General features: G+C 57.8%; 37 protein-coding genes. 24 read left to right on the top strand and 13 right to left on the bottom strand.

Annotation, left to right across the window (positions count from 1 at the left end; all coding sequences use genetic code 11):
• Positions 1–19: 19 nt before the first annotated feature.
• The 6 genes from D3Z90_RS16100 to D3Z90_RS16125 are packed head-to-tail and all read right to left on the bottom strand — an operon-like array spanning position 20 to position 4330.
• Positions 20–1318: a site-specific integrase gene (locus D3Z90_RS16100; protein WP_136477009.1), complete on the bottom strand. Its 1299-nt coding sequence runs from the start codon at positions 1316–1318 to the stop codon at positions 20–22.
• Complete coding sequence (locus D3Z90_RS16105) at positions 1315–1746, bottom strand: VRR-NUC domain-containing protein (RefSeq protein WP_136477010.1); 432 nt, start codon at positions 1744–1746, stop codon at positions 1315–1317. The genes D3Z90_RS16100 and D3Z90_RS16105 overlap by 4 nt, the downstream gene beginning before the upstream one ends.
• Positions 1743–2039: a DUF1364 domain-containing protein gene (locus D3Z90_RS16110; RefSeq protein WP_136477011.1), complete on the bottom strand. Its 297-nt coding sequence runs from the start codon at positions 2037–2039 to the stop codon at positions 1743–1745. Before D3Z90_RS16110 ends, D3Z90_RS16105 begins: the two co-directional genes overlap by 4 nt.
• The gene (locus D3Z90_RS16115; protein WP_136477012.1) at positions 2036–2239 is read right to left on the bottom strand and encodes a hypothetical protein; all 204 of its coding nucleotides are present in this window, start codon (positions 2237–2239) and stop codon (positions 2036–2038) included. Before D3Z90_RS16115 ends, D3Z90_RS16110 begins: the two co-directional genes overlap by 4 nt.
• Entirely contained in the window at positions 2239–3618 is a 1380-nt protein-coding gene (gene dnaB / locus D3Z90_RS16120) for a replicative DNA helicase (protein ID WP_136477013.1), read from the bottom strand. The genes D3Z90_RS16115 and dnaB overlap by 1 nt, the downstream gene beginning before the upstream one ends.
• Positions 3611–4330, bottom strand: coding sequence for a helix-turn-helix domain-containing protein (locus D3Z90_RS16125; RefSeq protein ID WP_256658228.1), 720 nt, complete (start codon positions 4328–4330; stop codon positions 3611–3613). The genes dnaB and D3Z90_RS16125 overlap by 8 nt, the downstream gene beginning before the upstream one ends.
• A 248-nt stretch (positions 4331–4578) precedes the next feature.
• Between D3Z90_RS16125 and D3Z90_RS16130 the strand changes: the two genes are divergently transcribed.
• On the top strand, positions 4579–5064 hold the full coding sequence (locus tag D3Z90_RS16130) for a hypothetical protein (protein WP_136477014.1): 486 nt from the start codon (positions 4579–4581) through the stop codon (positions 5062–5064).
• A 217-nt stretch (positions 5065–5281) separates the two neighbouring features.
• Here D3Z90_RS16130 and D3Z90_RS16135 read toward each other — a convergent pair whose 3' ends face one another.
• Positions 5282–5512 carry a Cro/CI family transcriptional regulator gene (locus D3Z90_RS16135; RefSeq protein ID WP_136477015.1) on the bottom strand — a complete coding sequence of 77 codons (231 nt, stop codon included), beginning with the start codon at positions 5510–5512 and terminating at the stop codon, positions 5282–5284.
• Between the two features lie 106 nt (positions 5513–5618).
• Here D3Z90_RS16135 and D3Z90_RS16140 point away from each other — a divergent pair, with 106 nt between their 5' ends.
• The 6 genes from D3Z90_RS16140 (at position 5619) to D3Z90_RS16170 (ending at position 9458) form a co-directional block, all read left to right on the top strand.
• On the top strand, positions 5619–6347 hold the full coding sequence (locus D3Z90_RS16140; RefSeq protein WP_136477016.1) for a S24 family peptidase: 729 nt from the start codon (positions 5619–5621) through the stop codon (positions 6345–6347).
• Positions 6348–6388: 41 nt separating this feature from the next.
• Positions 6389–6886: a BRCT domain-containing protein gene (locus D3Z90_RS16145; RefSeq protein WP_136477017.1), complete on the top strand. Its 498-nt coding sequence runs from the start codon at positions 6389–6391 to the stop codon at positions 6884–6886.
• 596 nt (positions 6887–7482) lie between these two features.
• A complete protein-coding gene (locus tag D3Z90_RS16155; RefSeq protein WP_136477019.1) occupies positions 7483–8376 on the top strand; it encodes an ATP-binding protein in 894 nt (297 codons plus the stop codon).
• 10 nt (positions 8377–8386) lie between these two features.
• Positions 8387–8707, top strand: a complete 321-nt coding sequence (locus D3Z90_RS16160) for an STAS-like domain-containing protein (RefSeq protein ID WP_136477020.1) — start codon at positions 8387–8389, stop codon at positions 8705–8707.
• Positions 8694–9173, top strand: a complete 480-nt coding sequence (locus tag D3Z90_RS16165; RefSeq protein WP_136477021.1) for a hypothetical protein — start codon at positions 8694–8696, stop codon at positions 9171–9173. The genes D3Z90_RS16160 and D3Z90_RS16165 overlap by 14 nt, the downstream gene beginning before the upstream one ends.
• Before the next feature lie 75 nt (positions 9174–9248).
• Positions 9249–9458 (top strand): hypothetical protein, encoded by a 210-nt coding sequence (locus D3Z90_RS16170; RefSeq protein WP_136477022.1) that lies wholly within the window; start codon positions 9249–9251, stop codon positions 9456–9458.
• Between the two features lie 60 nt (positions 9459–9518).
• Here the strand turns inward: D3Z90_RS16170 and D3Z90_RS16175 are convergent, their stop codons facing one another.
• Entirely contained in the window at positions 9519–9740 is a 222-nt protein-coding gene (locus D3Z90_RS16175; protein WP_136477023.1) for a hypothetical protein, read from the bottom strand.
• 180 nt (positions 9741–9920) lie between these two features.
• Here D3Z90_RS16175 and D3Z90_RS16180 point away from each other — a divergent pair, with 180 nt between their 5' ends.
• The 5 genes from D3Z90_RS16180 (at position 9921) to D3Z90_RS26845 (ending at position 11940) form a co-directional block, all read left to right on the top strand.
• A complete protein-coding gene (locus D3Z90_RS16180) occupies positions 9921–10172 on the top strand; it encodes a DUF1654 domain-containing protein (protein WP_136477024.1) in 252 nt (83 codons plus the stop codon).
• A 642-nt stretch (positions 10173–10814) separates the two neighbouring features.
• On the top strand, positions 10815–11255 hold the full coding sequence (locus D3Z90_RS16185; protein WP_136477025.1) for a tellurite resistance TerB family protein: 441 nt from the start codon (positions 10815–10817) through the stop codon (positions 11253–11255).
• Positions 11252–11473, top strand: a complete 222-nt coding sequence (locus D3Z90_RS16190; protein WP_136477026.1) for a hypothetical protein — start codon at positions 11252–11254, stop codon at positions 11471–11473. Before D3Z90_RS16185 ends, D3Z90_RS16190 begins: the two co-directional genes overlap by 4 nt.
• 59 nt (positions 11474–11532) lie before the next feature.
• Complete coding sequence (csrA, locus tag D3Z90_RS16195) at positions 11533–11718, top strand: carbon storage regulator CsrA (RefSeq protein ID WP_136477027.1); 186 nt, start codon at positions 11533–11535, stop codon at positions 11716–11718.
• A 60-nt stretch (positions 11719–11778) separates the two neighbouring features.
• Positions 11779–11940 carry a hypothetical protein gene (locus D3Z90_RS26845; RefSeq protein ID WP_168198477.1) on the top strand — a complete coding sequence of 54 codons (162 nt, stop codon included), beginning with the start codon at positions 11779–11781 and terminating at the stop codon, positions 11938–11940.
• Here D3Z90_RS26845 and D3Z90_RS16200 read toward each other — a convergent pair.
• Positions 11927–12229 (bottom strand): hypothetical protein, encoded by a 303-nt coding sequence (locus D3Z90_RS16200; protein WP_136477028.1) that lies wholly within the window; start codon positions 12227–12229, stop codon positions 11927–11929. The genes D3Z90_RS26845 and D3Z90_RS16200 overlap by 14 nt on opposite strands.
• Before the next feature lie 152 nt (positions 12230–12381).
• Between D3Z90_RS16200 and D3Z90_RS16205 the strand changes: the two genes are divergently transcribed.
• The 5 genes from D3Z90_RS16205 to D3Z90_RS16225 all read left to right on the top strand — a co-directional run bounded on the left by D3Z90_RS16205 (position 12382) and on the right by D3Z90_RS16225 (position 14793).
• On the top strand, positions 12382–12765 hold the full coding sequence (locus tag D3Z90_RS16205; RefSeq protein ID WP_136477029.1) for a response regulator transcription factor: 384 nt from the start codon (positions 12382–12384) through the stop codon (positions 12763–12765).
• A gap of 22 nt (positions 12766–12787) precedes the next feature.
• Entirely contained in the window at positions 12788–13057 is a 270-nt protein-coding gene (locus tag D3Z90_RS16210; protein ID WP_136477030.1) for a hypothetical protein, read from the top strand.
• Positions 13054–13515, top strand: a complete 462-nt coding sequence (locus D3Z90_RS16215; protein WP_136477031.1) for a hypothetical protein — start codon at positions 13054–13056, stop codon at positions 13513–13515. The genes D3Z90_RS16210 and D3Z90_RS16215 overlap by 4 nt, the downstream gene beginning before the upstream one ends.
• An 88-nt stretch (positions 13516–13603) precedes the next feature.
• Complete coding sequence (locus tag D3Z90_RS16220; RefSeq protein WP_136478977.1) at positions 13604–13951, top strand: hypothetical protein; 348 nt, start codon at positions 13604–13606, stop codon at positions 13949–13951.
• Positions 13952–13977: 26 nt separating this feature from the next.
• Positions 13978–14793: a DUF2303 family protein gene (locus D3Z90_RS16225; RefSeq protein ID WP_136477032.1), complete on the top strand. Its 816-nt coding sequence runs from the start codon at positions 13978–13980 to the stop codon at positions 14791–14793.
• Between the two features lie 585 nt (positions 14794–15378).
• Here the strand turns inward: D3Z90_RS16225 and D3Z90_RS16230 are convergent.
• Positions 15379–15786 carry a hypothetical protein gene (locus D3Z90_RS16230; RefSeq protein ID WP_136477033.1) on the bottom strand — a complete coding sequence of 136 codons (408 nt, stop codon included), beginning with the start codon at positions 15784–15786 and terminating at the stop codon, positions 15379–15381.
• Positions 15787–15926: 140 nt separating this feature from the next.
• On the opposite strand from D3Z90_RS16230, the gene D3Z90_RS16235 reads away from it, so the two are divergent.
• The 3 genes from D3Z90_RS16235 to D3Z90_RS27100 all read left to right on the top strand — a co-directional run bounded on the left by D3Z90_RS16235 (position 15927) and on the right by D3Z90_RS27100 (position 18067).
• Positions 15927–16559: a polysaccharide lyase family 7 protein gene (locus tag D3Z90_RS16235; RefSeq protein WP_136477034.1), complete on the top strand. Its 633-nt coding sequence runs from the start codon at positions 15927–15929 to the stop codon at positions 16557–16559.
• A gap of 329 nt (positions 16560–16888) precedes the next feature.
• A complete protein-coding gene (locus D3Z90_RS16240; protein ID WP_136477035.1) occupies positions 16889–17671 on the top strand; it encodes a DUF2786 domain-containing protein in 783 nt (260 codons plus the stop codon).
• A gap of 186 nt (positions 17672–17857) precedes the next feature.
• On the top strand, positions 17858–18067 hold the full coding sequence (locus D3Z90_RS27100; protein WP_256658231.1) for a hypothetical protein: 210 nt from the start codon (positions 17858–17860) through the stop codon (positions 18065–18067).
• Positions 18068–18089: 22 nt separating this feature from the next.
• Here the strand turns inward: D3Z90_RS27100 and D3Z90_RS16250 are convergent, their stop codons facing one another.
• Positions 18090–18413, bottom strand: a complete 324-nt coding sequence (locus tag D3Z90_RS16250) for a hypothetical protein (protein ID WP_256658388.1) — start codon at positions 18411–18413, stop codon at positions 18090–18092.
• Between D3Z90_RS16250 and D3Z90_RS27105 the strand changes: the two genes are divergently transcribed.
• A complete protein-coding gene (locus D3Z90_RS27105; protein WP_256658232.1) occupies positions 18412–19098 on the top strand; it encodes a hypothetical protein in 687 nt (228 codons plus the stop codon). The genes D3Z90_RS16250 and D3Z90_RS27105 overlap by 2 nt on opposite strands.
• A gap of 96 nt (positions 19099–19194) precedes the next feature.
• Here D3Z90_RS27105 and D3Z90_RS27110 read toward each other — a convergent pair whose 3' ends face one another.
• Positions 19195–19488 (bottom strand): hypothetical protein, encoded by a 294-nt coding sequence (locus D3Z90_RS27110; RefSeq protein WP_136477036.1) that lies wholly within the window; start codon positions 19486–19488, stop codon positions 19195–19197.
• 184 nt (positions 19489–19672) lie between these two features.
• Between D3Z90_RS27110 and D3Z90_RS27115 the strand changes: the two genes are divergently transcribed.
• Genes D3Z90_RS27115 through D3Z90_RS16275 form a run of 3 tightly spaced genes read left to right on the top strand, consistent with a single transcriptional unit; the run spans position 19673 to position 20825 of the window.
• Positions 19673–20182 carry a hypothetical protein gene (locus D3Z90_RS27115; RefSeq protein ID WP_256658233.1) on the top strand — a complete coding sequence of 170 codons (510 nt, stop codon included), beginning with the start codon at positions 19673–19675 and terminating at the stop codon, positions 20180–20182.
• Entirely contained in the window at positions 20179–20493 is a 315-nt protein-coding gene (locus D3Z90_RS27120; RefSeq protein WP_136477037.1) for a hypothetical protein, read from the top strand. The genes D3Z90_RS27115 and D3Z90_RS27120 overlap by 4 nt, the downstream gene beginning before the upstream one ends.
• Positions 20490–20825 (top strand): hypothetical protein, encoded by a 336-nt coding sequence (locus tag D3Z90_RS16275; protein WP_136477038.1) that lies wholly within the window; start codon positions 20490–20492, stop codon positions 20823–20825. The genes D3Z90_RS27120 and D3Z90_RS16275 overlap by 4 nt, the downstream gene beginning before the upstream one ends.
• 25 nt (positions 20826–20850) lie before the next feature.
• On the opposite strand, the gene D3Z90_RS27125 is transcribed toward D3Z90_RS16275, so the two are convergent.
• The gene (locus D3Z90_RS27125) at positions 20851–20979 is read right to left on the bottom strand and encodes a hypothetical protein (RefSeq protein ID WP_256658234.1); all 129 of its coding nucleotides are present in this window, start codon (positions 20977–20979) and stop codon (positions 20851–20853) included.
• Positions 20980–20992 lie beyond the last annotated feature (13 nt).

Raw genomic sequence — 20992 nt, forward strand, 5'->3', positions numbered from 1 at the left:
CGGATTTGGTCGCTGTTCTTCAGTTCGAATCCTCGCTAATTACAAATGCGCTAAGGTCGCTCAACGCCTTGCCAGCTACGCGCTGTGGCGAATTCTGCGGAATTTCAAATAAGGCCTCTGTAAGGCGGTGAATGGCCTTGAAACCGATCTGATCCAGCCAGCCATGCCACTTCTCCAGGGCCAACTTGCGCTGCTGCATGGCCTGGGTGTGGATGTAGGTGCTGGCAATCTTGCCGAGCGTGTGGTTCAGCAGCATCTCGCCGATGTGACCGTCGATGCCGAGATCAGTCCATGTGCTGCGGGACACCTTGCGCAGGTCGTGACTGGTCCACTCGCCCTGCCCCAGCCGGGTGAACACGGCACTGGCCTGGCTCTCACTCAACGAGAAGCCGCGACGGTTCGGGAACAGGTAGGCGCCCGCGTACCCTTGGGCGTGTTGGATTGCCCGATACCGGACCAGCAGCGCCTTGAGCTGGTCGGTCAGTGGCAGGCGGTGCTCGGTACGGGTCTTGGTGTTGGCCGCGGGGATGAACCACTCGGCAGCGGACAGCGAGATCTCGCTCCAGCGTGCCATGCGGGTCTCACCGATCCGGGTGCCGTGGGCCAGCATCATCAGGGCCAGCATGGCGTCACCTGGGTTCGTCTTGAAAGCCTCGGCCAACTGCTGCATCAGCTCGGGCAATTGCACGTCACGCAAACGCGCCGCCTTCGGCAGAATCTTGGCCTTGGTGAAGTCGCTGAAGCGCATCCCGGCCATTGGGTTGCTGTCAATCAGGCCCAACTGCAGCGCCTGGCGGAAGCCGGTCAGCAGCAGCGCAAACATCTGCCGCAGGTAGGACAGCGACACCTCGGCCTGGCATGGCCACATCAGGCGCTTGTCCAGCGAGTCGGCATTCACCTTGGCCAAGGCCAGGTCATCCAAGCGTGGCTTCAGGTGCTGGGTGACAGCGGAGCGAGCACCGGCCTTGCGCTTGGCGGACAGCGAGCGATCGCGGGTCATTCGGTCGATGTACCAATCGAGCAACTGACCCACTGTGACCATGCCCGAGGCCACCGGTGCGGTTGCTGGGCTACGCATCAGGCGCTGACGCAGCGCAGGCAGTTCAGCCAACACCGCTGCCACGCTCAGCTCCGGCCAGCGAGCAATCGGTACCCAGTGCTTGCCGCGCACCAGATGCCAGGTTCCGCGATCGCGGGTGCTCCAGAAGCGCAGGTACAGCCCGGGATGGCGCGGGTCGCGCAGGTCGCGCACCGATACGTCGGCAGCCTGCCGGCGCACTTCGACCTCGCTCAATTTCACTTCCCGAGTCGCACTCATGCGGCCACCTTGGTCTGTGGCAGCATCAGGTAGGCGCGGATGGCCTCAACTGCGTCGATGGAGCCGCGGCACACGATGGCCAGGTAGCCCTGCCCCAGCAGCGCCTGAAGGCAAGCGTCTTGGCTGGGCGACACCGGTGCGTCGAACGGCGGCTTGGCCTTGAATTCGATGTACAGACCAAAGTACCCGCCGCGCGCCATCGGCAGCACCAGGTCAGGGATGCCCGCCTTCACGCCCTGAGCCTTGAGCTTGGCGGCCACCGCCTTCACTCGGTGCCCGCCATTCGGGACGTGGTAGATCAACTTGGCAGCTACGGGAAAGCGCAGCGCCAACTCACGCATCAGCGATGCCTGCTCCTGCCCTTCGCGGTCGATAGGTTTGGCCCGGGGCTTCTTTGCCCCGAACAGGGCTGGCTTCGCAGTCTTCATGCGGCGATCACCCCCTCACTGATCAGCTTGGCCTGGGTACGCATCACACCCTCGGCGTGGTGCTGGCGGGCCTCGGCGCGATTGATCAACTGGCTGCGGCCATCACAGGCGTCATGGCAGGCACTGCACGCCCAAGCGCCCTGCAGATCATTCGGCTTCATACCGACGCCGCAGGTGCCGGACATCCGGTAGTGGGCCAGAACGGTGGTTTCAGGGTTGCCATTGCACGCGCCCGGGATGCGCACCTGGCATTCCCGGCCGCGCGCGGCTTTGGTCAACTTGGATTGCTTCATGGGCGGTCTTCTCCGGCCAGGTCTACAACGGTGAAGGTGGTTGGCCACATGCGCAGGCCATGCAGGTTCGCCGACTGTTCGTCGCGATACAGGCCAACCGGTGGATGGGGCTGACTGGTGAGATCCAGCAGGTGCCCGCAGGCATACAGGGCCCAGCGGTATTCGGTGAGGTCGGGAGGCAGCAGCTTGGGATCAGCCATCAGAAGCGATCCTTGCCGGCGTAGCGGCTGGCCAGGCTGGTGACCTTCTCAGGCTGCGCCTTTGGTGCCGGGGCCCACCCTGCGGCCAGGTTCTCGAACCGGTTGTACTGCCCCAGAAATGCAGTGCGCACGGTGCCGGTTTCCACGTCACGACCCTTGCCGATGATGATCTCGGCAATACCCTTAGCTTCGGTGTTTTCGTGATAGACCTCATCGCGGTACACGAACAGGATCACATCGGCGTCTTGCTCGATGGCGCCGGATTCGCGCAAATCGGACGGTACTGGGCGCTTGTTTGGGCGCTCTTCGCACTTCCGAGAGAGCTGGCTCAGCAGCACAACAGGAATGCCCAGCTCACCAGCCAGCAACTTGCAACCGCGACTGATGCTGCTCACCTCCTCAGTTCGGTTACCGCCATCCCCCTCGACCAGTTGCAAGTAGTCGATCATCAGCAGGTCCAGGCCGTAACGCATCTTGTGACGCCGCGCTAGGGACCGGATGCGACCAATCGAAGACCCAGCCTTGTCGGCAATGAATAGCGGCGCGTGTCGGATGACGCCAGCGGCGGCTGCAAGCTCGGCGCCGTGATCTTGGCAGGCGGTGCCATTCTTGATCAGCGTCAGAGGGATTCGCCCTTCGGATGCCACCAGACGATCAATGAGTTGCCCCTTGTTCATCTCCAGGCTGACAACCAGAGACGACTTGTTCTGGCGGATCGAGGCTTCGCCGACAAACCCCATTGCCAGAGTTGTCTTGCCCATGGCCGGCCTTCCCGCCACCACGTACAGGTGATCAGGCTGCAGGCCGCCCAGCTTTTCGTCGAGGTCTTTCAAGCCAGTGGAGATGCCGATCAGAGTTTCGCCTCGAGCTTGCCGGTCGTGGCGCTCCTGCCAGACGTCGACCTGGTCAGCCATAACGTCGCCCGCCTTGACGATGTCGTCATCACCGGCGCCGCAGTCAATCGACATGGCAGCAGCCTGGACAGCTGCGATCTTGGCCTGGACATCCTCCGTGCCCTGGGCAATTTCCATGGCCTGCTCACCGAGGCTGTAAAGCGCCCGCTCGATCGCCCTTTCCCGGACGATGCTGGCATAGGTCTTGGCGCTGGCCACGCTCGGCGTGTTGTCTACGATCTCGGCGCAGTACGCCAAGGCCCGGTCACCATTCGGCAAGTTGCCGATCTGCTCGCCAACTGTCAGGAAGTCCACCGCCTTGCCGGTGGCTCGGACGGCCATGATCCCGCGGAACACTTCGGCGTTCTCGACGAAGTAGAACGACTCAGGCGAGAGGTCGTCGCTCAGGGTGTCGATCAGCTCAGGGCGAATCATCATCGCACCCAGAAGGCCGTGCTCGGCCTCGATGCTGTACGGATCACGCATGGTAATTTCCCTCTACCACTTTGACGAAGTTGGTCGGTGCGACGAGCCAGTCGAAGTTGCACCGGAAAGGCTTGTTATCGCGTCCCCCTACCCGACCCATCAGCCAGTCGCTGGCCTGAACCATGGAGAAGAAATCCCGCCAGAAGTCGAGATCCTGGTGAACAGGGCTCTCTGCCCATCGAGCCTGAACTTTCAACTTGCGATCCTTGTTGATCAGGACAACGCGAGGCAGCTCCGGCAATAGCTCGTTGAACAGATCCACGATCTTGTCGATTGGTGCCGTTTTCGAATCGTCGGGGGTGCTCGCGGATGATCCTGACGGTTCCTTGATGGTTCCCTTACGGTTCTGGGGGCAGGAGGTGCCGGGGTGTCCGGCATCTGGTGCCGGGGTGGGCGGCATTTCCTGCCGGGGTGGGTCGGCATCTGGTGCCGGGGGGCATTTGCTGCCGGGGTCGTAGCTGTAAGGGCTTACGGTGTACCAAGTTGAGCGGCCTGCACGCATGTGCGCAGTAAGGATTTTCACCTCCTCCAGCCAACGCAATGCATTGCGGACAGCTCGTTCAGAAAGACAGGTGCGCTCAGCGATGCGCGCTACCGACGGCCAGCAAACTCCGTCGTCGTTGGCATTGTCCGATAGTGAAATCAGCACGGACTTTTGCGCAGGGCTCATGCCCTGGAGCGGCCAGCAGGCAGTCATGACGATAGTGCTCACACAGCACCTCTCAACGACATGACCTGACGCGTCAGGTATGCAGCTTCGGCAAAAACTGACGCGGGAGGATGGGTGTTGTCTGTATCGAGTGCGGGATGCATAATCCACCTCGTTGAGTGTTTTGAAGAAGCCGGTCTAGCCACCGGCTTTTTTGTGCCTGCGATTCAGGCGTGCAGGTAATTGATGCCAGGTGCATCCGTGATACCGTTTTGATTCCACTCGAAACGTTGGTCACGGAGACCCGACATATGAAAATCGACAGAGCTCTTCAGAAAAAAATTCTTGAGCACCTGCGGGAGGTGTACCCGCGGGAGTCGAGCTCGGTTACAAAGATCGATGACCCAAGCCAAACCCTCGGAAATCTTTATTACCTTCGCGAGCTGGGTCTGATAGACATAGCGGCCAGCGACTACGTGAATGGAACAAAGAAGATTCACCATGCGACCATCACGGCCAAAGGCATCGACTTCCTTGAGGATGATGGCGGTGTGGGCGCAATCCTCGGCACGTTGACGGTCAAGCTTCATGAGGACACCCTCCGTCAGCTAATAGAGGCCAAGGTCCAGTCCGCGAGCCTTCCTGAGGAGCAAAAGAGCAGTCTCCTGAAAGCTCTCCGAGAAGCTCCTGGCGACGCCATAAAACAGCTGACAACGAAACTAGTGGAGGCAGGTCTGGACCATGGCTCGAAAGCAGGTCCACTGCTGCAAACGTGGATACAGAACGCCCTAGCCTGACTTCGTCCGCTTGCTCTTGACGCTCCAAGAGCAGCACCCCTATCACCCCTGCCGGCCCCCAAAATTCCACGCAAAAAGCTGGCAGGGTGCTTTCGGCTTGAATGAAGATTTCAGTTGAACATGCCGACTTCCGGCCTTGTATGAGCAACGCAGTGTTGGGTTTCAAGAGGTCCATTTGCTCATTCCTACTGGTTAAATTCACAGCTACTTCGGCTCACTACTGGCGGCTTGCCAGTGGGTGGATAATTTGATTCGGGGCCGGGCGATGCTGTGACGGGAACGGCCGAATTTCTTCGGCGGTATAGGTCCCGTCGGCATGCTCTGTGACGTACACGTCGCGACCCAGTCGAAGCGCCTTGTTTAGCGAGCCCTGCGCCATTCCCAGCAAGGTGGCCGCCTTGGTTTGCCCGTGCTCGGCGGCAAAATCTTTAAGGTGTTTGCGACCCATATCACAGGTCTCCTCCGTTGGTATTAAACAAGTATCGCCTCCGGCGATTTGTTTATCAACACCGGAGGCGATTGATAAAATATTGCCGTGAGGAATAATCGGAGGCATGAATAAACGCAAACGCGAACTCGAAGACTGGGAAATGGCCGAGTGCCTCACCCTGAAAGCGGCTGTGGACTCCTTCAATGAAGGGAAGTCCCGCCGAGATAGCCTTACGCAAGGAAAAATCGCCGAGGCGCTTGGGATCAACCAAGGCTCTGTGAGCGCTTACCTCAACGGTTACAACGCCCTGAACGTTAAGGTCGCAAGCGTTATTGCCGGACTGATATCTCAGCCAGTGGAGACTTTTAGTCCTCGACTGGCCGAAGAAATTGCGCAGTTAGCGCGCTCCAGCTTGGATACAAACGTCGAGCAAGGCCCGCCAATCATCTCCCCCACTCGAAGGATCGAAATTGTGGGCACAGCCCAGCTTGGAAACGATGGCTACTGGGTTGGCCTTGATATCGCCGAGGGATGGGTTGAGACCTGGTCACGAGATGAAGATGCATATGCCCTTCGCCTAAAGGGTGACTCAATGGCTCCTGCGATTCGCAGCGGTTGGATCGCTGTTTGCGAGCCGAACCACCGATTGGTGCCGGGCGAGTACGTCATGGTCACCACAACCGACGGCCAGAGTATGGTCAAAGAGCTGCTTTTCGAGAACGAAGAAGGCGTGAACCTTGCTTCAGTTAACTCGGCCTACGGCGAGCGCCGAGTGATTGCTTGGGCGGACATCGACAAAATCCATTACGTAGGCAACATTCTGGCTCCAAGCAAGGTGCTTGGCCGCTTTTAGGCGGTGGGGAATCGGCCGCTGGATCATAGGGAGGGGTGAGAATGGCAGTCGTTAAATTCAGCTATCGAGATGCGAAAGGCGACGTCACGGAGCGAGAGCTGATCCAGTGGTCCGAGAACTCCAGCTACATTCAAGGCAGATCTCAAGGGGACACGTTTCCCAAAACCTTCCGTAAGGATCGGATAATCGAATTTATGCAGGGTGAAGAACTGCTGCTGAATGGCGCGGCCCCTCCAGCCCCGAAGCTCAAACCTTCAGAGCTAGCTGCAACTGCTGCTTTGTCCAATCCCAACAAAGCAGCGAACGATCTCAATAAAATCCTGTTCACGGGCTTTCCTTCTACTTACAGGTCGGAGCTGGAGCAGCTTGCCGAAGGGCGAGGAATGAATGTCGTCAAGACGCCAAGCAAATCATTAACATTCCTCTGCTACGGGGATAATGCCGGTCCATCCAAGGTTGCAAAGGCTCAAGAAGCTGGCGCGTTCATCATTGACTCTGACCAGTTTCTACATTTGGTTCAAACAGGCGAATTACCTTAGTCATGCCCCTAACCAAGCCCAACCGGACTCCGGCAGCATGCGCACTACTTCTCGCCGCCCTCCTCGCTGGCTGCACAACGCAACTGACAAGCGAAGGCGCGAAGGTTGGGCTTGTCACTGCCCCTCAAGCATCCGGCTGCACCATAATTCATGAGTTTGCTGTTCAAGGTTCATCTGCTGACGATGCCTTGAATATCGCTTTGAATGAAACGGCGAAGCTAGGTGGAGATAGCCTGGGTGTCGAATCAGTAAATGATATCGACGGCGACTCCGAGATCAACGGGGTTGCACTAAAGTGCCGGCAGGGAAAATAGCGTAACGAGAATTACCAAGCCCAACCAAGAGCTACACCGTGACCTCCAGGGCTTAAGAACAGACTATTAGTGACCGAGCTTGGAGGGCTTGGCATATATCAAATAAGAAGGGCAAGTTAATCGATGAAAAGGACAAGCTTCGAACAACGGCTAAGGCTCGGGCGAACCCGGAGACATAGAGAGCTTCATCGCTTAAGAGGCAGAGCCCCCAAGCGCCTCAAGAGGGGGCCTTTATCGTCGTCTAGCAAGCCGGTATCTCTGGTCGCTCCAAAGCACATCCAGTTGCTCGATTCTGAGTCGCATCATGAGCTTGTCGGGCTCATACGGAACCTGAGGAAAATCGCTAGCCAAGGCGGGCGAGTACAGCTCGACTTCAAGAATACTGAAAGGGTTCATAGCTGCGGTACGCTTCTCCTAGTTGCGGAGATAGACAGACTCGTACGCTCCCTAGGAACATCTACCATCTCATGCACATACCCGAAGGATGAGAAAGTAGAAAAAGTCTTCCAGCAAGTCGGTCTGCTGAAGCTGCTCGGCAAGGATCATCGCCTTGAAATCACAGAGGAGGACAGAGACGTCTTTCACTGGAAGTACGCAAGCGGAATCGACGTTTCTCCGATTCAAGCAGACCCTATTCTGAAAGGGATCAAAGCTCAAATTCCAAAAAACTATAGAAAAGTCGTTGTGGGCGTGGAAGAGGCAATGGACAACTCAGTCCACCATGCTTATATAGAGTCGCGTGGAGACCGCATGAGCGGGCGGAATGATGAGGCAGATGCTAGAAGATGGTGGCTATTCGCCGAGGTTCTGGATGACTGGCTTCATGTCAATTTCTGTGACCTTGGCATAGGAATTCCTAGAAGCCTGCCGAAAAGCTGGGCAGAGGAGGCAGGTGACATCGTTACATTAGCCTTATCCAAAGCCAAAAAGGATGTGAGAATGATCCGTAGGGCCTTTGAGGTAGGAAGGACTCGAACCGAGCTTGAGCATCGCGGCAAGGGGCTAAAGAATATAGCCATGGCTGCGGAGGAACTCGGCGGATTGTTAACGATCCATAGCAACGCAGGATGCATCAGAAAAGATTTCAGAGGAGGTGGTGGGCTGCCACGCGCCTTCATGTACAAACGCTCTATAATGGGCACCGTGATTCAGTGGTCAATTCCACTCAAAAAGTAGGTATGGAGAAATGAACGTGGGCTCCATCTGCGTAACCAAACAATTCAGCGAATACCCAGCCGGTCGCTACCGGAAGGATGGGAGTTTTTCCGGAGAGGTCTTTAGGGATGACTGGCTTGCGCCATACTTGGGTCGCCATGACATAGTCGAAATCGATCTTGATGGAGCGATGGGCTATGGTTCCTCATTCTTAGAGGAGGCTTTTGGTGGGTTGGTGCGGAAGCATCATCTAGAGCCATCCGTATTGCGAAAAAAACTGAAGTTCAAATCAGACGACGAACCCTCTCTCGTCGATGAGATATGGATTTATATCGACCATGCCAACTCCTGAATCAGGGGGCGTAGAGCCCGGAGATTGGCCGACGTGGGGTGCGTTCATTCTCGCGGGGATCAGTTTGGCTTGGCAGTTTGTAAACGAGTGGCGAAGCGCCTCTAAAGAGAGGGTAAATTATCGGCTTGCCCGGATTGAAGCCCTTGAATCAAGTGTCGCTGAAATAAGATCTTTGGCCATGGCGTACTGGCTCCAGCCCGAAGAAAGCAGCTCTAGGGATAGCCTGATGCTAGTCCATCACATCAAAGAGCTTTCCGTTTCTGCTTCACGCTACGAGAGCTTCTTATGGCATGGGGTGGGAACGGATGTCATGAGGCTTAAGATCGAGACCACGGGTGCCGACTTCCAGCAATCAGATAGAAAGCAATTAAAAGCGGACGACCCGTTTGTAAAGAAGTTCATGGCAACCGCAGCGGATGTAAGCAGGCGACTCAAAGATCGTCGTGATGAAATTGAAAGACGGTAATATCCGCGAAGAAGCCCGCCCGTGCGGGCTTTTTCTTTGCCTGCTACGCTTTCCTGGACACAGGAGGGCCACGCCATGCCTACCAACGACCTCATTCCTTCCCTGATCTACAAGCTCAACGAAAATCAGCTCGCCATCGCCGAGGCTGTCGAAGAGCTGTCCAAGTGGATCGAGCAGATTCATGGGCCCGCCGATGGCTCAATCAAGATCCGGCAGTCGCTGGCGAAGCTGGACGACAACCTGGAGTTCATCACCCGTGGTGTGGCGAGGTTGATGAACGATTGAGGCTTGCTTCCAGGCAAAGCCCGCCGCTCTCAGCGGGCTTTTCTTTGTCCGAGTGGCTGGCTATGTACCCTGCCCCAAACCGTCAACCGCACGGGCATAGTACTCAGTGGCCTTTAGGATCAATAAGTTCTTTTCTTCCACGTCGATAAGGCCCTGATGCTGGTACTTGTCTGCCAAGGCCACAAGCTCGTCGTACTTCTCAGCTGCGCTCATCCGTATGCCTGGCAAAGCATACAACTCATGCCAGGTCTCCAGAGCCTTCTCTGTGTCGTCATCGTTCATGATCGTCTCCGCACTGTTTTACGGTAGAGGTTTCATGTACTCAGGTGGTTCAGCCGGCTCAGACAAAACTGCGATAGACGAGACTCGCACCTCGAAAAGAGCACAAATGTACTCTATCCAGTATTGCGATTTATCCATCAGTAAAATACTGTATGGATAAACAGCTAAGGAGTAGTGCTCATGGCCAAAGCCAAGCCCCAGGAAAAACCCGAACCCACGTCGTACGAGCTCCTCGCCATGCGGATTCAGCGGACGATTAATGCAACCGCAGCCCAAACCTCCAAGCGCGCTGTTATCTACAAGGCCTCGGATGAGTTGCTAGAAGACTGGGATCAACTCCTGATGGATATCGACGAGGCCGACAACGTGACCCTGGCCCATCGCGACGATGGTGGCGTCCTGGTCTCGTGGGTTGTGCCAAAGGAAGACTGATTTTAACGATCCCTCTTTGCCCGCCTTGTGCGGGCTTTTTTATGCCCAAAGAAAATATATCGCCTGCGGCGTTGACTTTAGGTATATCCGGAGGCAATATTTATTCGTCGCTGCGTCACCACCGGCCAGCAACGAAAGCACCACCGCTCTTTACACAACTCAATCGATTCAAGCTTCTGCCGGGAAAGGCGTTAGCGAATCCACATAGCCATGCGGCTCCCTAGGATTGGCCGTATCGACCTCGGTAAGCGGGAGCGGTAACACCACGAATATTTGAATTAGCGCCCTGAGCTTCGGCATTGAGGGGCGCCGGACCTCATGCACCCTGCCCCAATCACTCGGGCATTCAGAGCTGTAGCGTGCATGTTGTAAGGACCTGTGATCCATGGCGAACAGATGCTGATTGCCGCCATGAGGAGGAAGCTCGAAGCCCACACCGAAGACGAACGGCCAGCCCTGCAATCAGCGGCGGGTAGCTGGCCAGCAACGCTGACGCAATACCCCGGCCTGTCGCCAGTAGCGAGGCCGGGATCTTTACGGAAAGCATCACTGAAGCACCTGGAGACGGGTGCTTTGGGATGCGGACGAGCACACACCGCGAATGCGGCCCCCTGCATCACTACCCCATGACGAGGATTCACCATGTTCGGATTGAAAAAGCTGTTCGGTAAAGGCCGCGAGGCTCGCGCTGCGCTGGGCAAACTGGAAAACCGCGACCTGCTCCAGGCCATCGTTTATGGCTGCTTCTATGTGGCAGCTGCTGACGGCGAGATCGAGCCGGCTGAACTGGACAAGATCGACCGCCTGCTGCGCAACGAACCCAAGCTGCAGGGCTTCGGTGCCGAACTCGGCAACCTGATCGACAAGGCAAAAGCTGACTTCAACGAAGGTGGCCCACGCATCATCCGCATGAACGCCGAGCGCGAACTGGCTGACGTGGCCCACACCCCGCGCGACGCCGAGACGGTGATCAACTTCATGCTGACCATCGCCGAATCGGATGGCGAGATCGAGCCCGCGGAAATCGAGGTGCTGGAGCGCGCCGCGGCGAAGCTGAATGTGCGCCTCAAGGACTATCTGTGAAGGCTTACCTGCGCGCCAACCCGTTACAAGGCGTTCTGCTGATCATGCTCGCCTTCTTGGCTTTCCTGATGATCGCTTCGGGCCTGATCAGCCGCGGCTCTTGCGCCTGGTACGGCTACCAGACAGATCGCACTACCCGCTACGCGATTGGCGTTGGCTGCATGGTGAAGATGCCAACCGGCTGGACGCCGCAGCGCGAATTGCGCACCGAGCAATAGAGCATCACTTCTGCCCATTCACTGAGTGGGCAGCGGGATGACAACCAAGGAGAAGGACCATGTTGATACTCACCCGCCGCGTAGGCGAAACCATCCGCATCAGTGACGACATCAGCGTGACCGTGCTGGGCGTCAAGGGCAGCCAGGTACGGATCGGGGTTAATGCCCCGGAGCAGGTAGCCGTCCACCGGGAAGAGATCTATCAGCGGATTCAGGATGAAAAGCAGACAGCGGACGCCGCCTGACGATTTCACTGGCTGGCCTTGGCAACAGGGCCAGACGGGAAATCACCAAGGAGTAGAAACATGACCACGTCAACGCTACAAGTCGAAGTGCGGCTACCAAAGGCGGGAGACGAAGAATTCGAAAAGCTGGCTGATGATCTCGCCGACGCTGTTTATCAGCGCGTCAAAGGGCGCCTTGAGCGAGATGCTGAAGGCGCCGCGTCGGATATCAGCGACGCTTGAAGGCTTTCTCGAGGCGCTTCTTCATGTCCTGGACCAACTTATCGGCCTCTTTCTTGGCTGCCTCCTTCAGCTTGGCGGTAACTGCCGCCTTATCCCCTACATCCGCATTGCATTCACTGCAACGGACCATCTGATCTACGTCGGTGTCATCCGGGATCACGAGCATCTTGCTCCCACACGCCGCACATACTGCCGAAATCTGCATAAGTCCTTCCTTGCTGATTGGTGGAACTCTCAGCATACCCGGGAAGCGCGTCACCTGCGCAATGGTGAGCTGGCCGCTGGCCATCAGACAACCAGCGCCACGTCAGCCTGACGAAAACTGCCCGATCACCTGGTTCCCCATCACCAGGCTGCATCGGTCGTGACGTTCGCCCTCCCCTGGCCTGGGATTCATGGCTTGCGAGCGTTACGACCAATGCAGCCCACCGAGGACACCTCATGGAAACGATTACCAGCGGCACATGGAAGGGCCATCTTGGGTGTGGCCTTGCTCCGCGAGAACTGGAATGTGTTCTGGCAACAGCCCAAGGCATGACCGGGAAAGAGATTGCCCGACTCATCAACATTGCACCCAGCACCGTGAAGAAGCGGCTGGAGGCAGCGATGTTCAAGCTTGGTGTTCATCGTCGTGCTGCCTTGGTGGCCGAAGCCATGAAGCGCCAGATCATCAGCCCGATGTGCTTCGTGCTCGTCGGGCTGATGGCGATGCACGCCGTCAGTGGCGATGCCGACCCAATGCGCCGCGATCGCCGCGTACCTGAGCGGCGTATTGCCCAGGTTCGAATCATCCGCAAGGCCGAATCCTTCGACCTGCACGCCTGACACCTACCTCAAGGAGCTCTACATGCATCCAGCCATGCAGCAGCGCGTGGACGGCTTGGCCGCCCTGCGCGAACGATCCGTCCTGGTCACCGCCGACTTCTACGCCAAGATCGGACGCCCGGCACCGGCCCAACAGATTCGCTACCAGGTCGTCACTAAGGCCAAGGCCTACCACATCGTCGAACTGGCAACGGGCAAGACCAAAGGGTTTTGCTTCAGTTATCGAGCAGCGGTGAACTTCGCCCAAGCGTTGGAGGCGGCTGCAACACGCAAGCTGGTCGGGCGGCAATGAGCAAGCGCAAGCCTCACAACCTGCGCGCCCGGCTCGAGCGGTCATGCCGGGCGCTGCTCGCCACCAACCATGTAGCCGTGGTGAACATCGATCCCAGCGGCCAGCAGTGCCTGGTCAACTGGAAGAGCTGCAAGCAGATCCGCAGCCGCCAGATCGTCGATGCGGTGTGCGATATCCCCCACAGGTGGACCATCTACCTCAGCGTCATGTGCGTCGGTCTCGGCGGCGAACAGTACTGCAAGTCGGTCGAGGTCGCCCCTCAGGGCAACTACCTGGCCTCGCACCTCACCGATGTGATCGAGGCCACCTACACGGACCTGCGCGCCAAGTGCAATCCGCAGCATGTCGTGGCCTCCGGGTGGATCGCAGTTCCCGCGGAACTGACGCTGGAGGAGGCACAGGCCGCCGCAGTGTTCGAAGCCGTCGGCGCCTGGCGACAGGAAAAGGTCGCGGCATGAGGCGAATCAACAACCGCGCCCGGCATGGCCGGCGCCAGCAATGGATCAACCTGCCGCCCAGCGGCATCAAAACCCTGGAGAAGAAGCCATGCCAACCCCAACCAACACGGCCGAGTTCCTTGAGGAGCTGAACGGCGGCGCTTTCGCCAGCCAGATCGGCCACGCCCTTTCCGAGGTCGCTGCCGGCGTCGTTGATTTCGACAAGGCCGGAAAAGTGGTCATCACGCTGGACTTCAGCCGTATCGGCGAGTCCAGCCAGGTAAAGATCAAGCACAAGCTTGACTTCAAGGTGCCAACCAAGCGCGGCACCCGCAGCGAGAACACCAGCCTCGACACCCCGATGCATGTCGGGACCGGTGGCAAGATCACCCTCTTCCAAGAAAAGCACGACCAGCTCTTCACCAGCGAAGAAGCACCGGTCCACCCGCGCACCTGATCACTCATCCCAGCGAGGAAAATCGCATGTCTCTTAGCAAAGAAGCTCTCGAACTGATTCAAGAAAACACCATCGCCGCCGTCGGTCGCGAGCTGCCCGCACTGGGCCCGGTAACTATCCTCCCGCAGAACTTCAATGTCGTTGACCTGGAGCGCTACCAAGAAGGCCGCAACCGCTTCCGTGGCACCTACTCCACCCACTCGCTGGCGGATTACACCGCTTACGTCGTTGAGCGTTCGGCTCCCGCTGCACGCGGCTTCATCGATCAGGACAACATGAGTTGCATCGTGCTGTTCAACATCGGCACCCCGGAGGACCCGGGCCACGCTGATGATCGCGCAGTGCTGCGCCTGAAGGCCTCGGCCGCTTTCGCCGCAGTGCAGGCGGTGTGCGGGCAAAGCCTGGTGCAGAAGGCGATGAGCGACTGGATCGAAGACTGGAACCAACACCTGGCTGCCACCGATGAGAATGGCGCTGTCATGACAATTGCCAAGGCCATCGCCGCGGTGCGCACCATCACCGTGAAGGCCTCGTCGGAGAGCGATCACGCAGTTGGTGAGACCCGCGCCAGTCGCAGCACCATGGACCAGATCGAGGCCAGCAGCAAAGAGACCCTGCCAGCCTGGCTGGACTTCAAGGTCATTCCATTCGAAGGCCTGGGCGAACAAGTGATCCGCCTGCGTGTCTCCGTCATTACCGGAGGCTCGCAACCGGTGCTGAAGCTGCGCTGGATCGGCGAAGACGCTCAGCACGAGGCGATCGCTCAGGAGTTCAAGGCAGTGCTTGAGGAGAAGGTAAGTAAAGCTGCGGCGCTGTCGCTGGGCACATTCGACGCGAAGTGAGTGAAGCACTGCGCCACGGAATCACGGGAAAGCCGACCGTGGCGCGTGAATTCAGTCGCAATAGCTTGTTGATGTCCTAGCAGGACCCTGGATGCGAGGTGCCGAAAACTGATCGATAAGTCGGCGCCCCTCAGCTACTGCTGCTGACTTTGCCTTCTCATAAGTGGGGTATGGCGTCTCATCGAAGTACATCCAAGGCAACGGCCCCACCTTCAGCTCGACCATTATCCCTTGTGGGTGCCGGATGAAGTTAGCGATTAGGTAGTGTTCACGATAGCTCGTGGTGTAGATGCCCAGATCGGTCATTTCCGTCTCAAGTCAGCCGCCTTTTTATTCGTAATAGCCTATTAGCAATCACATTGCCACTACACCCCAAGGTGGGTGGTTAATGGGTAAAGCCAATGGCTGACCAGGCATCAAGGCTTGGTGCGCAGGTACAGATAAATAGCAATAAGATCCACGGTCGCAACGATCACGACCACAATGACCGTGAAATAGACCTCCTCCCGCACCATAACCAAGTCCCCACTTCGCGGCTAGTCTGGTGATTGAGCAATTCCCGTTCCACCTCAATTAGGCATGCAGTCACAGAGAACCACTAGGGCGTACGACGCTTCCGTCGAAGGGGCTGCGACGCGGGCATGTGGCAACATTTTCCAGAAAGAGCAAAAAGGCGTGTGCGGCAACTCCGGGTAATCCTTGAAAAGCCTGCATTTTTCTCTTTCCAGTAATACGCCCACTGTAGCCGAACCGCCTTTCATCAGCGTTTATCAACTCGAAACCGATGAAGGTGACAAGGTCCGCCAGCGGGAGATCCTCACCTCTCTCTTTTGGGTTATCGAGTAAAAGCTCAATGACCTGAGCACGATATCTCCACCGCCGGGCTGCTGGGGTTCGAGAATAGACACTTTGCCTGGCCTGGCTAAGCAGCAAAGTGAGCAGCTTGCGCTCCGGCTCGCTCAATGGCTCCCACATCAGATCGTTGACGAACATCTTTGGTAATTCCGGCTGTCTGCTGGTACTTCCAGTGTGGCACGACAGGGAATTCGAAGATCAATAAATGACTAACTGCCGCATCCAGCCATGGTGGGCAGCGCATACGTGCAGCACATCCCAAGAAAACGGAGAACACCATGCAAGCTTTCGGCAACATCACTGCGCACGGCACGGTCTATCTTTATCCCGATGAACTACCGCAGGACCTCGTCTGGGTCGACCAGAACGAACACACCAACTATTGGTGTTCAGTCCAGGGCGGCACCAGCGGTAGCTCGAAGAACCCGCGCACCGAGGGCCGGCAAACGCTGCCGGGCACCGCCGTGTCGTTCAACTGGCTACCGGGAAGCGCCAGGCACTCAATGGCAGGTCGCGTTCGAGTTCAAACCGCTCCCTCCAGCGGCAAGGTCATCATCGGGCAGATCCATGCAATCAACGCCCTGAACCCCTTCTTGATGGTGATCTGGTGGAATGGATATGTGCGCATCGATTTCCGCGATGTGCCGCTCGGCGCCACTCGCTCGCTACTGAAGAAGCAGATCCCGCTTGGCCAGGTGTTCGAGTACTGCGTGCAGGTCGACGAACTCGGCCAGTTGACCGCCACGCTGGACGAACTCAGTGCCAGCGCACCAGTGAACACGAAGTGGAGCAAGTACCCGTTCTACTTCAAAGCCGGTGCCTATGTGATCGACAACAAAGGCGATGAAAGCGAGGGCGGCTGGGTGGTGTACGAGTTATTCGACGTGTTCAACGGAGCGTTGCAAGCTTAAGCCTCACGCTCATCAGGAAGCCCAATCACTACTTCAGCTCAAACAGCATGACGCTGGCTGAAATCATCCATCCAGAAGAACCACATCAAACCGCGGCCCAGGAATCAAGGGCGATGAAGCTACCCACCTGACCTGGTGTCTAGCCCCGCACTTTGCGCACACCACCTCAATCTGGTCCTTTGTGTCGTCCAGATCGAACTTCAACTCTTCATTGCACTTCTTGCACTTTGCCATCTGAAATCCCTCATCAGGTGTCAGCTCAGCATAGCCCCCCACTTCAACAAATCATGCCACCCCGGCGAGGGTGGCGCCTGCACGTAAGGACCACCATGCCCGATAAACAGCGCGACGATAGCAAGCTCGAGCGGGTCATCCGCAAAATAAAGCGCTGCCTTGCTCTCTCCAAAAGCTCGAACGAGAACGAGGCGGCCACAGCAATGCGTCAGGCTCAGTCGCTCATGCGCGAATACCGCCTGACCGAAATGGATGTGCGCTTGAGCGATGTAGGCGAAGTCGAGTCGGACAAGGTTCGTGCGAGCCGCCGACCTACCTGGGATCGCCACCTAAGTTCAATTGTCGCTCAGGCCTTCGGCGTGAAGTCGCTTTCCCGCAAGCACTGGTGTAATTCGTCCGCTCGCGTGGTGAATAGAGCAATGTTCGTCGGCGTCACCCCGGCACCACAGATCGCGCTCTACGCCTACGAGACTTTGCTGACAAAGCTGACCCTGGCCCGACGTGAGTATGTTTCGCAGGTTCGGGCCGGCAAGCAGCGTAGCTCCTACTCGCCGGCGACGGCAGGTGATCACTTCGCGCTCGCGTGGGTTTCCGCTGTGCACGAGAAGATTCACGATCTGGTACCGCGCGGCGAAGAAGATCCCGCTCTTGTCCACCACTCCAGTGGGTGTGATTTGGTGGCGGTCGAAGCGAAAGACAAAGCCCTGATCGAGCAGTACCTGGCAGGCTGGGAGATTAGCAAGGCCCGAAAGGTGCGCGAGGTCGAGCTGGATATGAATGCACAAATTGCGGGCTTGCTCGCAGGGCAGCGCGTTGAGCTGAACCCAGGCCTCGCAACGGGCGGACAGGATCCTCTGCAGATTGGCATTGCCGTGTGAGGAGATAACCATGAGCACATTCGCAGTCTTCGGTATGACCGCCGACGTAGCACTGGCTGAGGCCAGGAAGATCACCAAGACAACGAAACCAAGCGGGAAAGTTGGCTGCCCCCCCTAGAGCTAACGCCGGCTGAATGGGAGCAAGCCGTTGCCGATTGCGCCGCCAAGATCATGGCTGGCGAGAAAGTGAAGCAACTGAGTCAGATGTTCGACGCGCCGCAGTACGCCCAGCAGTTCATTGGCCTTGCGCGGAAGACAGGCCGGAGCCGCGACCTGCGCATCAGGGCCAAATGTGAGATCACCGACACCGAGGGGCGCCCGATCATCAACAAGAAGACCAAGGCGCTCAAGGTGGGATGGGGCGACTACCACCCCGAAATATCCTCTACCGCATGATCCGAGAGTTGCCTCAAAAAACTTAACCCTGCCGCAGCTCGGCGGCCTTTGATGCTTCGCTTCTTATCACTACCGTAAAACTCCCAGTGAACCGCTGGCGTAGCTCTTTCGGCATGTTGTAGTCGAAGTGAACTAGCCAAGAGCCATCACCCAGCCGCAAGGCCTCCTTTCGATACCGCTCGACTTGAACCTCATCAATCCCGACTTGAACTGAAACTTCTTCATTGGTTGGCTCACTATCCATCGCTATCTCCTTCCCTAGTTCGGCATTGAGTACGGACAAAAGTAGTCCAAGCAATTCCAAACAACCATCAACAGAATCTTTCAGATACTGGATACGCCCCATGCCCACAGAAAACCGATCCAGCAACACCGAACAGATGGTCAGCGTGCCGCGCGATGAAGTTGAACGCCTGGTGAAACTGCTGCAGTACCAAGCCCATCCCTACCCCTCACCTCACGCTGAGTTCTGGCAGGGTCTTCTTGATGCGCCAGTCGCCCAGCACCAGAGCGAGCCGATCATAGTCGAGGCAGTGGCCGTGACTCGCGAAGATGATGAAGGCCTGCGCCTGGAATGGTTGCTGGAGGGCGGCATCGCGGCGCTGGAGTTCCCGGGCCAGGTGCTGCTGGTGGCTCACGGCAAGGTCACCGATGACAAAGGCAGTGGCGAGGTCTACCTCCACCCACCAACCTCCGACGGCTTCAGCGCTGGTGATATGGCTGACCAGGGTGCAAAGGCGTTCAGGGATGGGCAGCAGGCCGCGATACCCGAAGGCTTCGCCCTGGTCCCGAAGGAAATGCTACTGAGCAAGGAGGTTATCGGTGTAATCAACTTCCACTGCGGTGATTCCGCCGAAGAAGAAGGCGGTCAGTTTGGTAAGTACACGGATGGTCGGTTGTGGGTCGGCAATGTGACGGACGATGACGGCAGCCAAGTCCACGGGCTGCACATCATGACTGACGAATACCCCGAGGAAGGCAGCACCACACTTGTGGAGTTCCCGCCTCCGAGCAGCATCCTCCCAGAATGACCAAAGAGTACATTTGCACTCCAGCTGCCGCACCCCTCTCCATTCGACTGAATATGCGTGCAGAGGCCGAAGCATATGAGCTTCGACCCCTACTGATTACGCAATTTGGATAGATTGGTTTGGTGATGCGTCATTAGCGAACATTCTCGCCCGACCTACTCCCCAGGCCATTGCGCGACTCATCGATTCGTGGGGTCGCGTGTAGTAGGCCTCCTCCATAATCAGTGCTCCGCTTTGCGCGTAAACACCGATAAAAAGCTGTGTCTCGCCGGTTCGGGAAAGGCGGACTTCTACGTTGATCTTAGTACCGTCTACGAGCACTTCATCATGATATCTGTGGTGAAGAGTGGGGTCGGCCCATGCCCAGAACTTCTCTCCTCTGTTTCTCATGGTTACGCCTCCTGCTCACAATGGATTGAGCTTATTAGCGTACTAAAGTTGGCGGCGTTTGCCACTTCGCGCTCCTGTTCTGGGGGCTGAGCTGACAATCGGCCTCAAAACCTATACCGAACCGATACAAAACCCCCTTCGTATAATTTTTGTATAGCCGCGATATGGCGGCCAAGGAATCGTAATGCCAGAAGGAAATCGGGCGGCACGCTGGTGCCCGGATAAATGCCCCGTCACCGGGCGCCAGTTCTTCATGTGGATTGAGCATCCCGATGACGGCATGGTGCCGACCTATGGCGGCCCATTCGATAGCTACACGATCCCCGTCCGTGACGGCGACGAAGGCTTCTGCTGCGAACGCTTCGACCACGATCTGGGCAACTGGCGTGATAGCGAGATCGTCGGGCTCAAGCTGATTGATGATCAAAGCGATGATCGCGAGCACGGCCAGGTCGCCGAACTGCAGGCAGAGATTGAACGGCTCAATACCCAGAGCCGCGTCATCACGTTGTCCGGGTGCGAGTTCACCGAAGACGATCTGCTCGCCCGGGCAGTTCGCGGGGTGAGCGGCACAGGAAGGCAGAAGAGGCCGCGCTGGGCACTGATGACCGATGTATTCCTCTGCGGGTCAGGGGTCGCACATGCACTGTGCAGGCGGTTCGGCCTTGATCCAGACGAGGGCCTGCGCAAATGACCCGCCTCGCCCTCTGCCTCCTGCTGCTGGCCGCCTTGGTTGGCTGCGAGCCGATGACGCCGGAGCAGGCTTCTCAGCAAAAGCGGGAACACCCTTTCCATGACGTATCTGCCCACCACAACGATGCGCGAGGAGCTACCTGCTGGATTCCATACGACTCCCGCGCGGGCCTTTCGTGCTTGCCTGATTGGATGCTGCACGCGCCTGACCTGGCCAGCAACGAGCGCCAGCTCTCCCCGCACGAAACCGAATCTGAACCTACACCCGCACTGGCGCCTGGGCGCTGGATTGATGAGAGGTATGAGCTGTGACTGAACTCGAAGAACTTCAGCTAGCAGCAAAGGCCGCCGGCATTGAGGTAGAGCCGTGCACCTGTAGCAATCCGAAGTGGCCACTGCGCATCAAGGGCCAGTCCGGCACCAGGGCTCATTGGAACCCCTACATCAACGACGGCGATGCATTCAAGCTGGCGATTGGCTTGGGCATGCAGATCAGCATTGAAGGCTCTGGCGAGGATGAGGCCGTCTGGGCTGACGACACGATGATCTGGGTGCGCAGCGATTTCGCCCAGGGTGATCGCCGAAAGGCTGCGCGCAGCGCCATCGTCAGCGTTGCCGCCCAGCGCGGAGAGCAGATGCCATGATCCTTCTACCCATCGCCGCCCCGCTCTACATGGTCTGGATGATCTGGAACGGGCCGAGGCCATGAATGCACCGGCTACGGTTCTCGACCCCTGCAGTGCCAGCGTTTTGCTGTGGCTCGGAAAGCATGGAAAACAGGCTGATAGGCAGAAACACCGATCCACAGCCT

The sequence above is a fragment of the Pseudomonas sp. DG56-2 genome (genome assembly GCF_004803755.1).
GTDB lineage: Bacteria > Pseudomonadota > Gammaproteobacteria > Pseudomonadales > Pseudomonadaceae > Aquipseudomonas > Aquipseudomonas auratipiscis.

Excerpts from the sequence above, each read along its gene's own strand:
- D3Z90_RS16100 (WP_136477009.1), bottom strand. The coding sequence starts at position 1,318 with ATGAGTGCGACTCGGGAAGTGAAATTGAGCGAGGTCGAAGTGCGCCGG.
- D3Z90_RS16105 (WP_136477010.1), bottom strand. The coding sequence starts at position 1,746 with ATGAAGACTGCGAAGCCAGCCCTGTTCGGGGCAAAGAAGCCCCGGGCC.
- D3Z90_RS16110 (WP_136477011.1), bottom strand. The coding sequence starts at position 2,039 with ATGAAGCAATCCAAGTTGACCAAAGCCGCGCGCGGCCGGGAATGCCAG.
- D3Z90_RS16115 (WP_136477012.1), bottom strand. The coding sequence starts at position 2,239 with ATGGCTGATCCCAAGCTGCTGCCTCCCGACCTCACCGAATACCGCTGG.
- dnaB (WP_136477013.1), bottom strand. The coding sequence starts at position 3,618 with ATGCGTGATCCGTACAGCATCGAGGCCGAGCACGGCCTTCTGGGTGCG.
- D3Z90_RS16130 (WP_136477014.1), top strand. The coding sequence starts at position 4,579 with ATGAAAATCGACAGAGCTCTTCAGAAAAAAATTCTTGAGCACCTGCGG.
- D3Z90_RS16135 (WP_136477015.1), bottom strand. The coding sequence starts at position 5,512 with ATGGGTCGCAAACACCTTAAAGATTTTGCCGCCGAGCACGGGCAAACC.
- D3Z90_RS16140 (WP_136477016.1), top strand. The coding sequence starts at position 5,619 with ATGAATAAACGCAAACGCGAACTCGAAGACTGGGAAATGGCCGAGTGC.
- D3Z90_RS16145 (WP_136477017.1), top strand. The coding sequence starts at position 6,389 with ATGGCAGTCGTTAAATTCAGCTATCGAGATGCGAAAGGCGACGTCACG.
- D3Z90_RS16160 (WP_136477020.1), top strand. The coding sequence starts at position 8,387 with ATGAACGTGGGCTCCATCTGCGTAACCAAACAATTCAGCGAATACCCA.
- D3Z90_RS16165 (WP_136477021.1), top strand. The coding sequence starts at position 8,694 with ATGCCAACTCCTGAATCAGGGGGCGTAGAGCCCGGAGATTGGCCGACG.
- D3Z90_RS16170 (WP_136477022.1), top strand. The coding sequence starts at position 9,249 with ATGCCTACCAACGACCTCATTCCTTCCCTGATCTACAAGCTCAACGAA.
- D3Z90_RS16175 (WP_136477023.1), bottom strand. The coding sequence starts at position 9,740 with ATGAACGATGACGACACAGAGAAGGCTCTGGAGACCTGGCATGAGTTG.
- D3Z90_RS16180 (WP_136477024.1), top strand. The coding sequence starts at position 9,921 with ATGGCCAAAGCCAAGCCCCAGGAAAAACCCGAACCCACGTCGTACGAG.
- D3Z90_RS16185 (WP_136477025.1), top strand. The coding sequence starts at position 10,815 with ATGTTCGGATTGAAAAAGCTGTTCGGTAAAGGCCGCGAGGCTCGCGCT.
- csrA (WP_136477027.1), top strand. The coding sequence starts at position 11,533 with ATGTTGATACTCACCCGCCGCGTAGGCGAAACCATCCGCATCAGTGAC.
- D3Z90_RS26845 (WP_168198477.1), top strand. The coding sequence starts at position 11,779 with ATGACCACGTCAACGCTACAAGTCGAAGTGCGGCTACCAAAGGCGGGA.
- D3Z90_RS16200 (WP_136477028.1), bottom strand. The coding sequence starts at position 12,229 with ATGGCCAGCGGCCAGCTCACCATTGCGCAGGTGACGCGCTTCCCGGGT.
- D3Z90_RS16205 (WP_136477029.1), top strand. The coding sequence starts at position 12,382 with ATGGAAACGATTACCAGCGGCACATGGAAGGGCCATCTTGGGTGTGGC.
- D3Z90_RS16210 (WP_136477030.1), top strand. The coding sequence starts at position 12,788 with ATGCATCCAGCCATGCAGCAGCGCGTGGACGGCTTGGCCGCCCTGCGC.
- D3Z90_RS16215 (WP_136477031.1), top strand. The coding sequence starts at position 13,054 with ATGAGCAAGCGCAAGCCTCACAACCTGCGCGCCCGGCTCGAGCGGTCA.
- D3Z90_RS16220 (WP_136478977.1), top strand. The coding sequence starts at position 13,604 with ATGCCAACCCCAACCAACACGGCCGAGTTCCTTGAGGAGCTGAACGGC.
- D3Z90_RS16225 (WP_136477032.1), top strand. The coding sequence starts at position 13,978 with ATGTCTCTTAGCAAAGAAGCTCTCGAACTGATTCAAGAAAACACCATC.
- D3Z90_RS16230 (WP_136477033.1), bottom strand. The coding sequence starts at position 15,786 with ATGTTCGTCAACGATCTGATGTGGGAGCCATTGAGCGAGCCGGAGCGC.
- D3Z90_RS16235 (WP_136477034.1), top strand. The coding sequence starts at position 15,927 with ATGCAAGCTTTCGGCAACATCACTGCGCACGGCACGGTCTATCTTTAT.
- D3Z90_RS16240 (WP_136477035.1), top strand. The coding sequence starts at position 16,889 with ATGCCCGATAAACAGCGCGACGATAGCAAGCTCGAGCGGGTCATCCGC.
- D3Z90_RS27105 (WP_256658232.1), top strand. The coding sequence starts at position 18,412 with ATGCCCACAGAAAACCGATCCAGCAACACCGAACAGATGGTCAGCGTG.
- D3Z90_RS16250 (WP_256658388.1), bottom strand. The coding sequence starts at position 18,413 with ATGGGGCGTATCCAGTATCTGAAAGATTCTGTTGATGGTTGTTTGGAA.
- D3Z90_RS27110 (WP_136477036.1), bottom strand. The coding sequence starts at position 19,488 with ATGAGAAACAGAGGAGAGAAGTTCTGGGCATGGGCCGACCCCACTCTT.
- D3Z90_RS27115 (WP_256658233.1), top strand. The coding sequence starts at position 19,673 with ATGCCAGAAGGAAATCGGGCGGCACGCTGGTGCCCGGATAAATGCCCC.
- D3Z90_RS27120 (WP_136477037.1), top strand. The coding sequence starts at position 20,179 with ATGACCCGCCTCGCCCTCTGCCTCCTGCTGCTGGCCGCCTTGGTTGGC.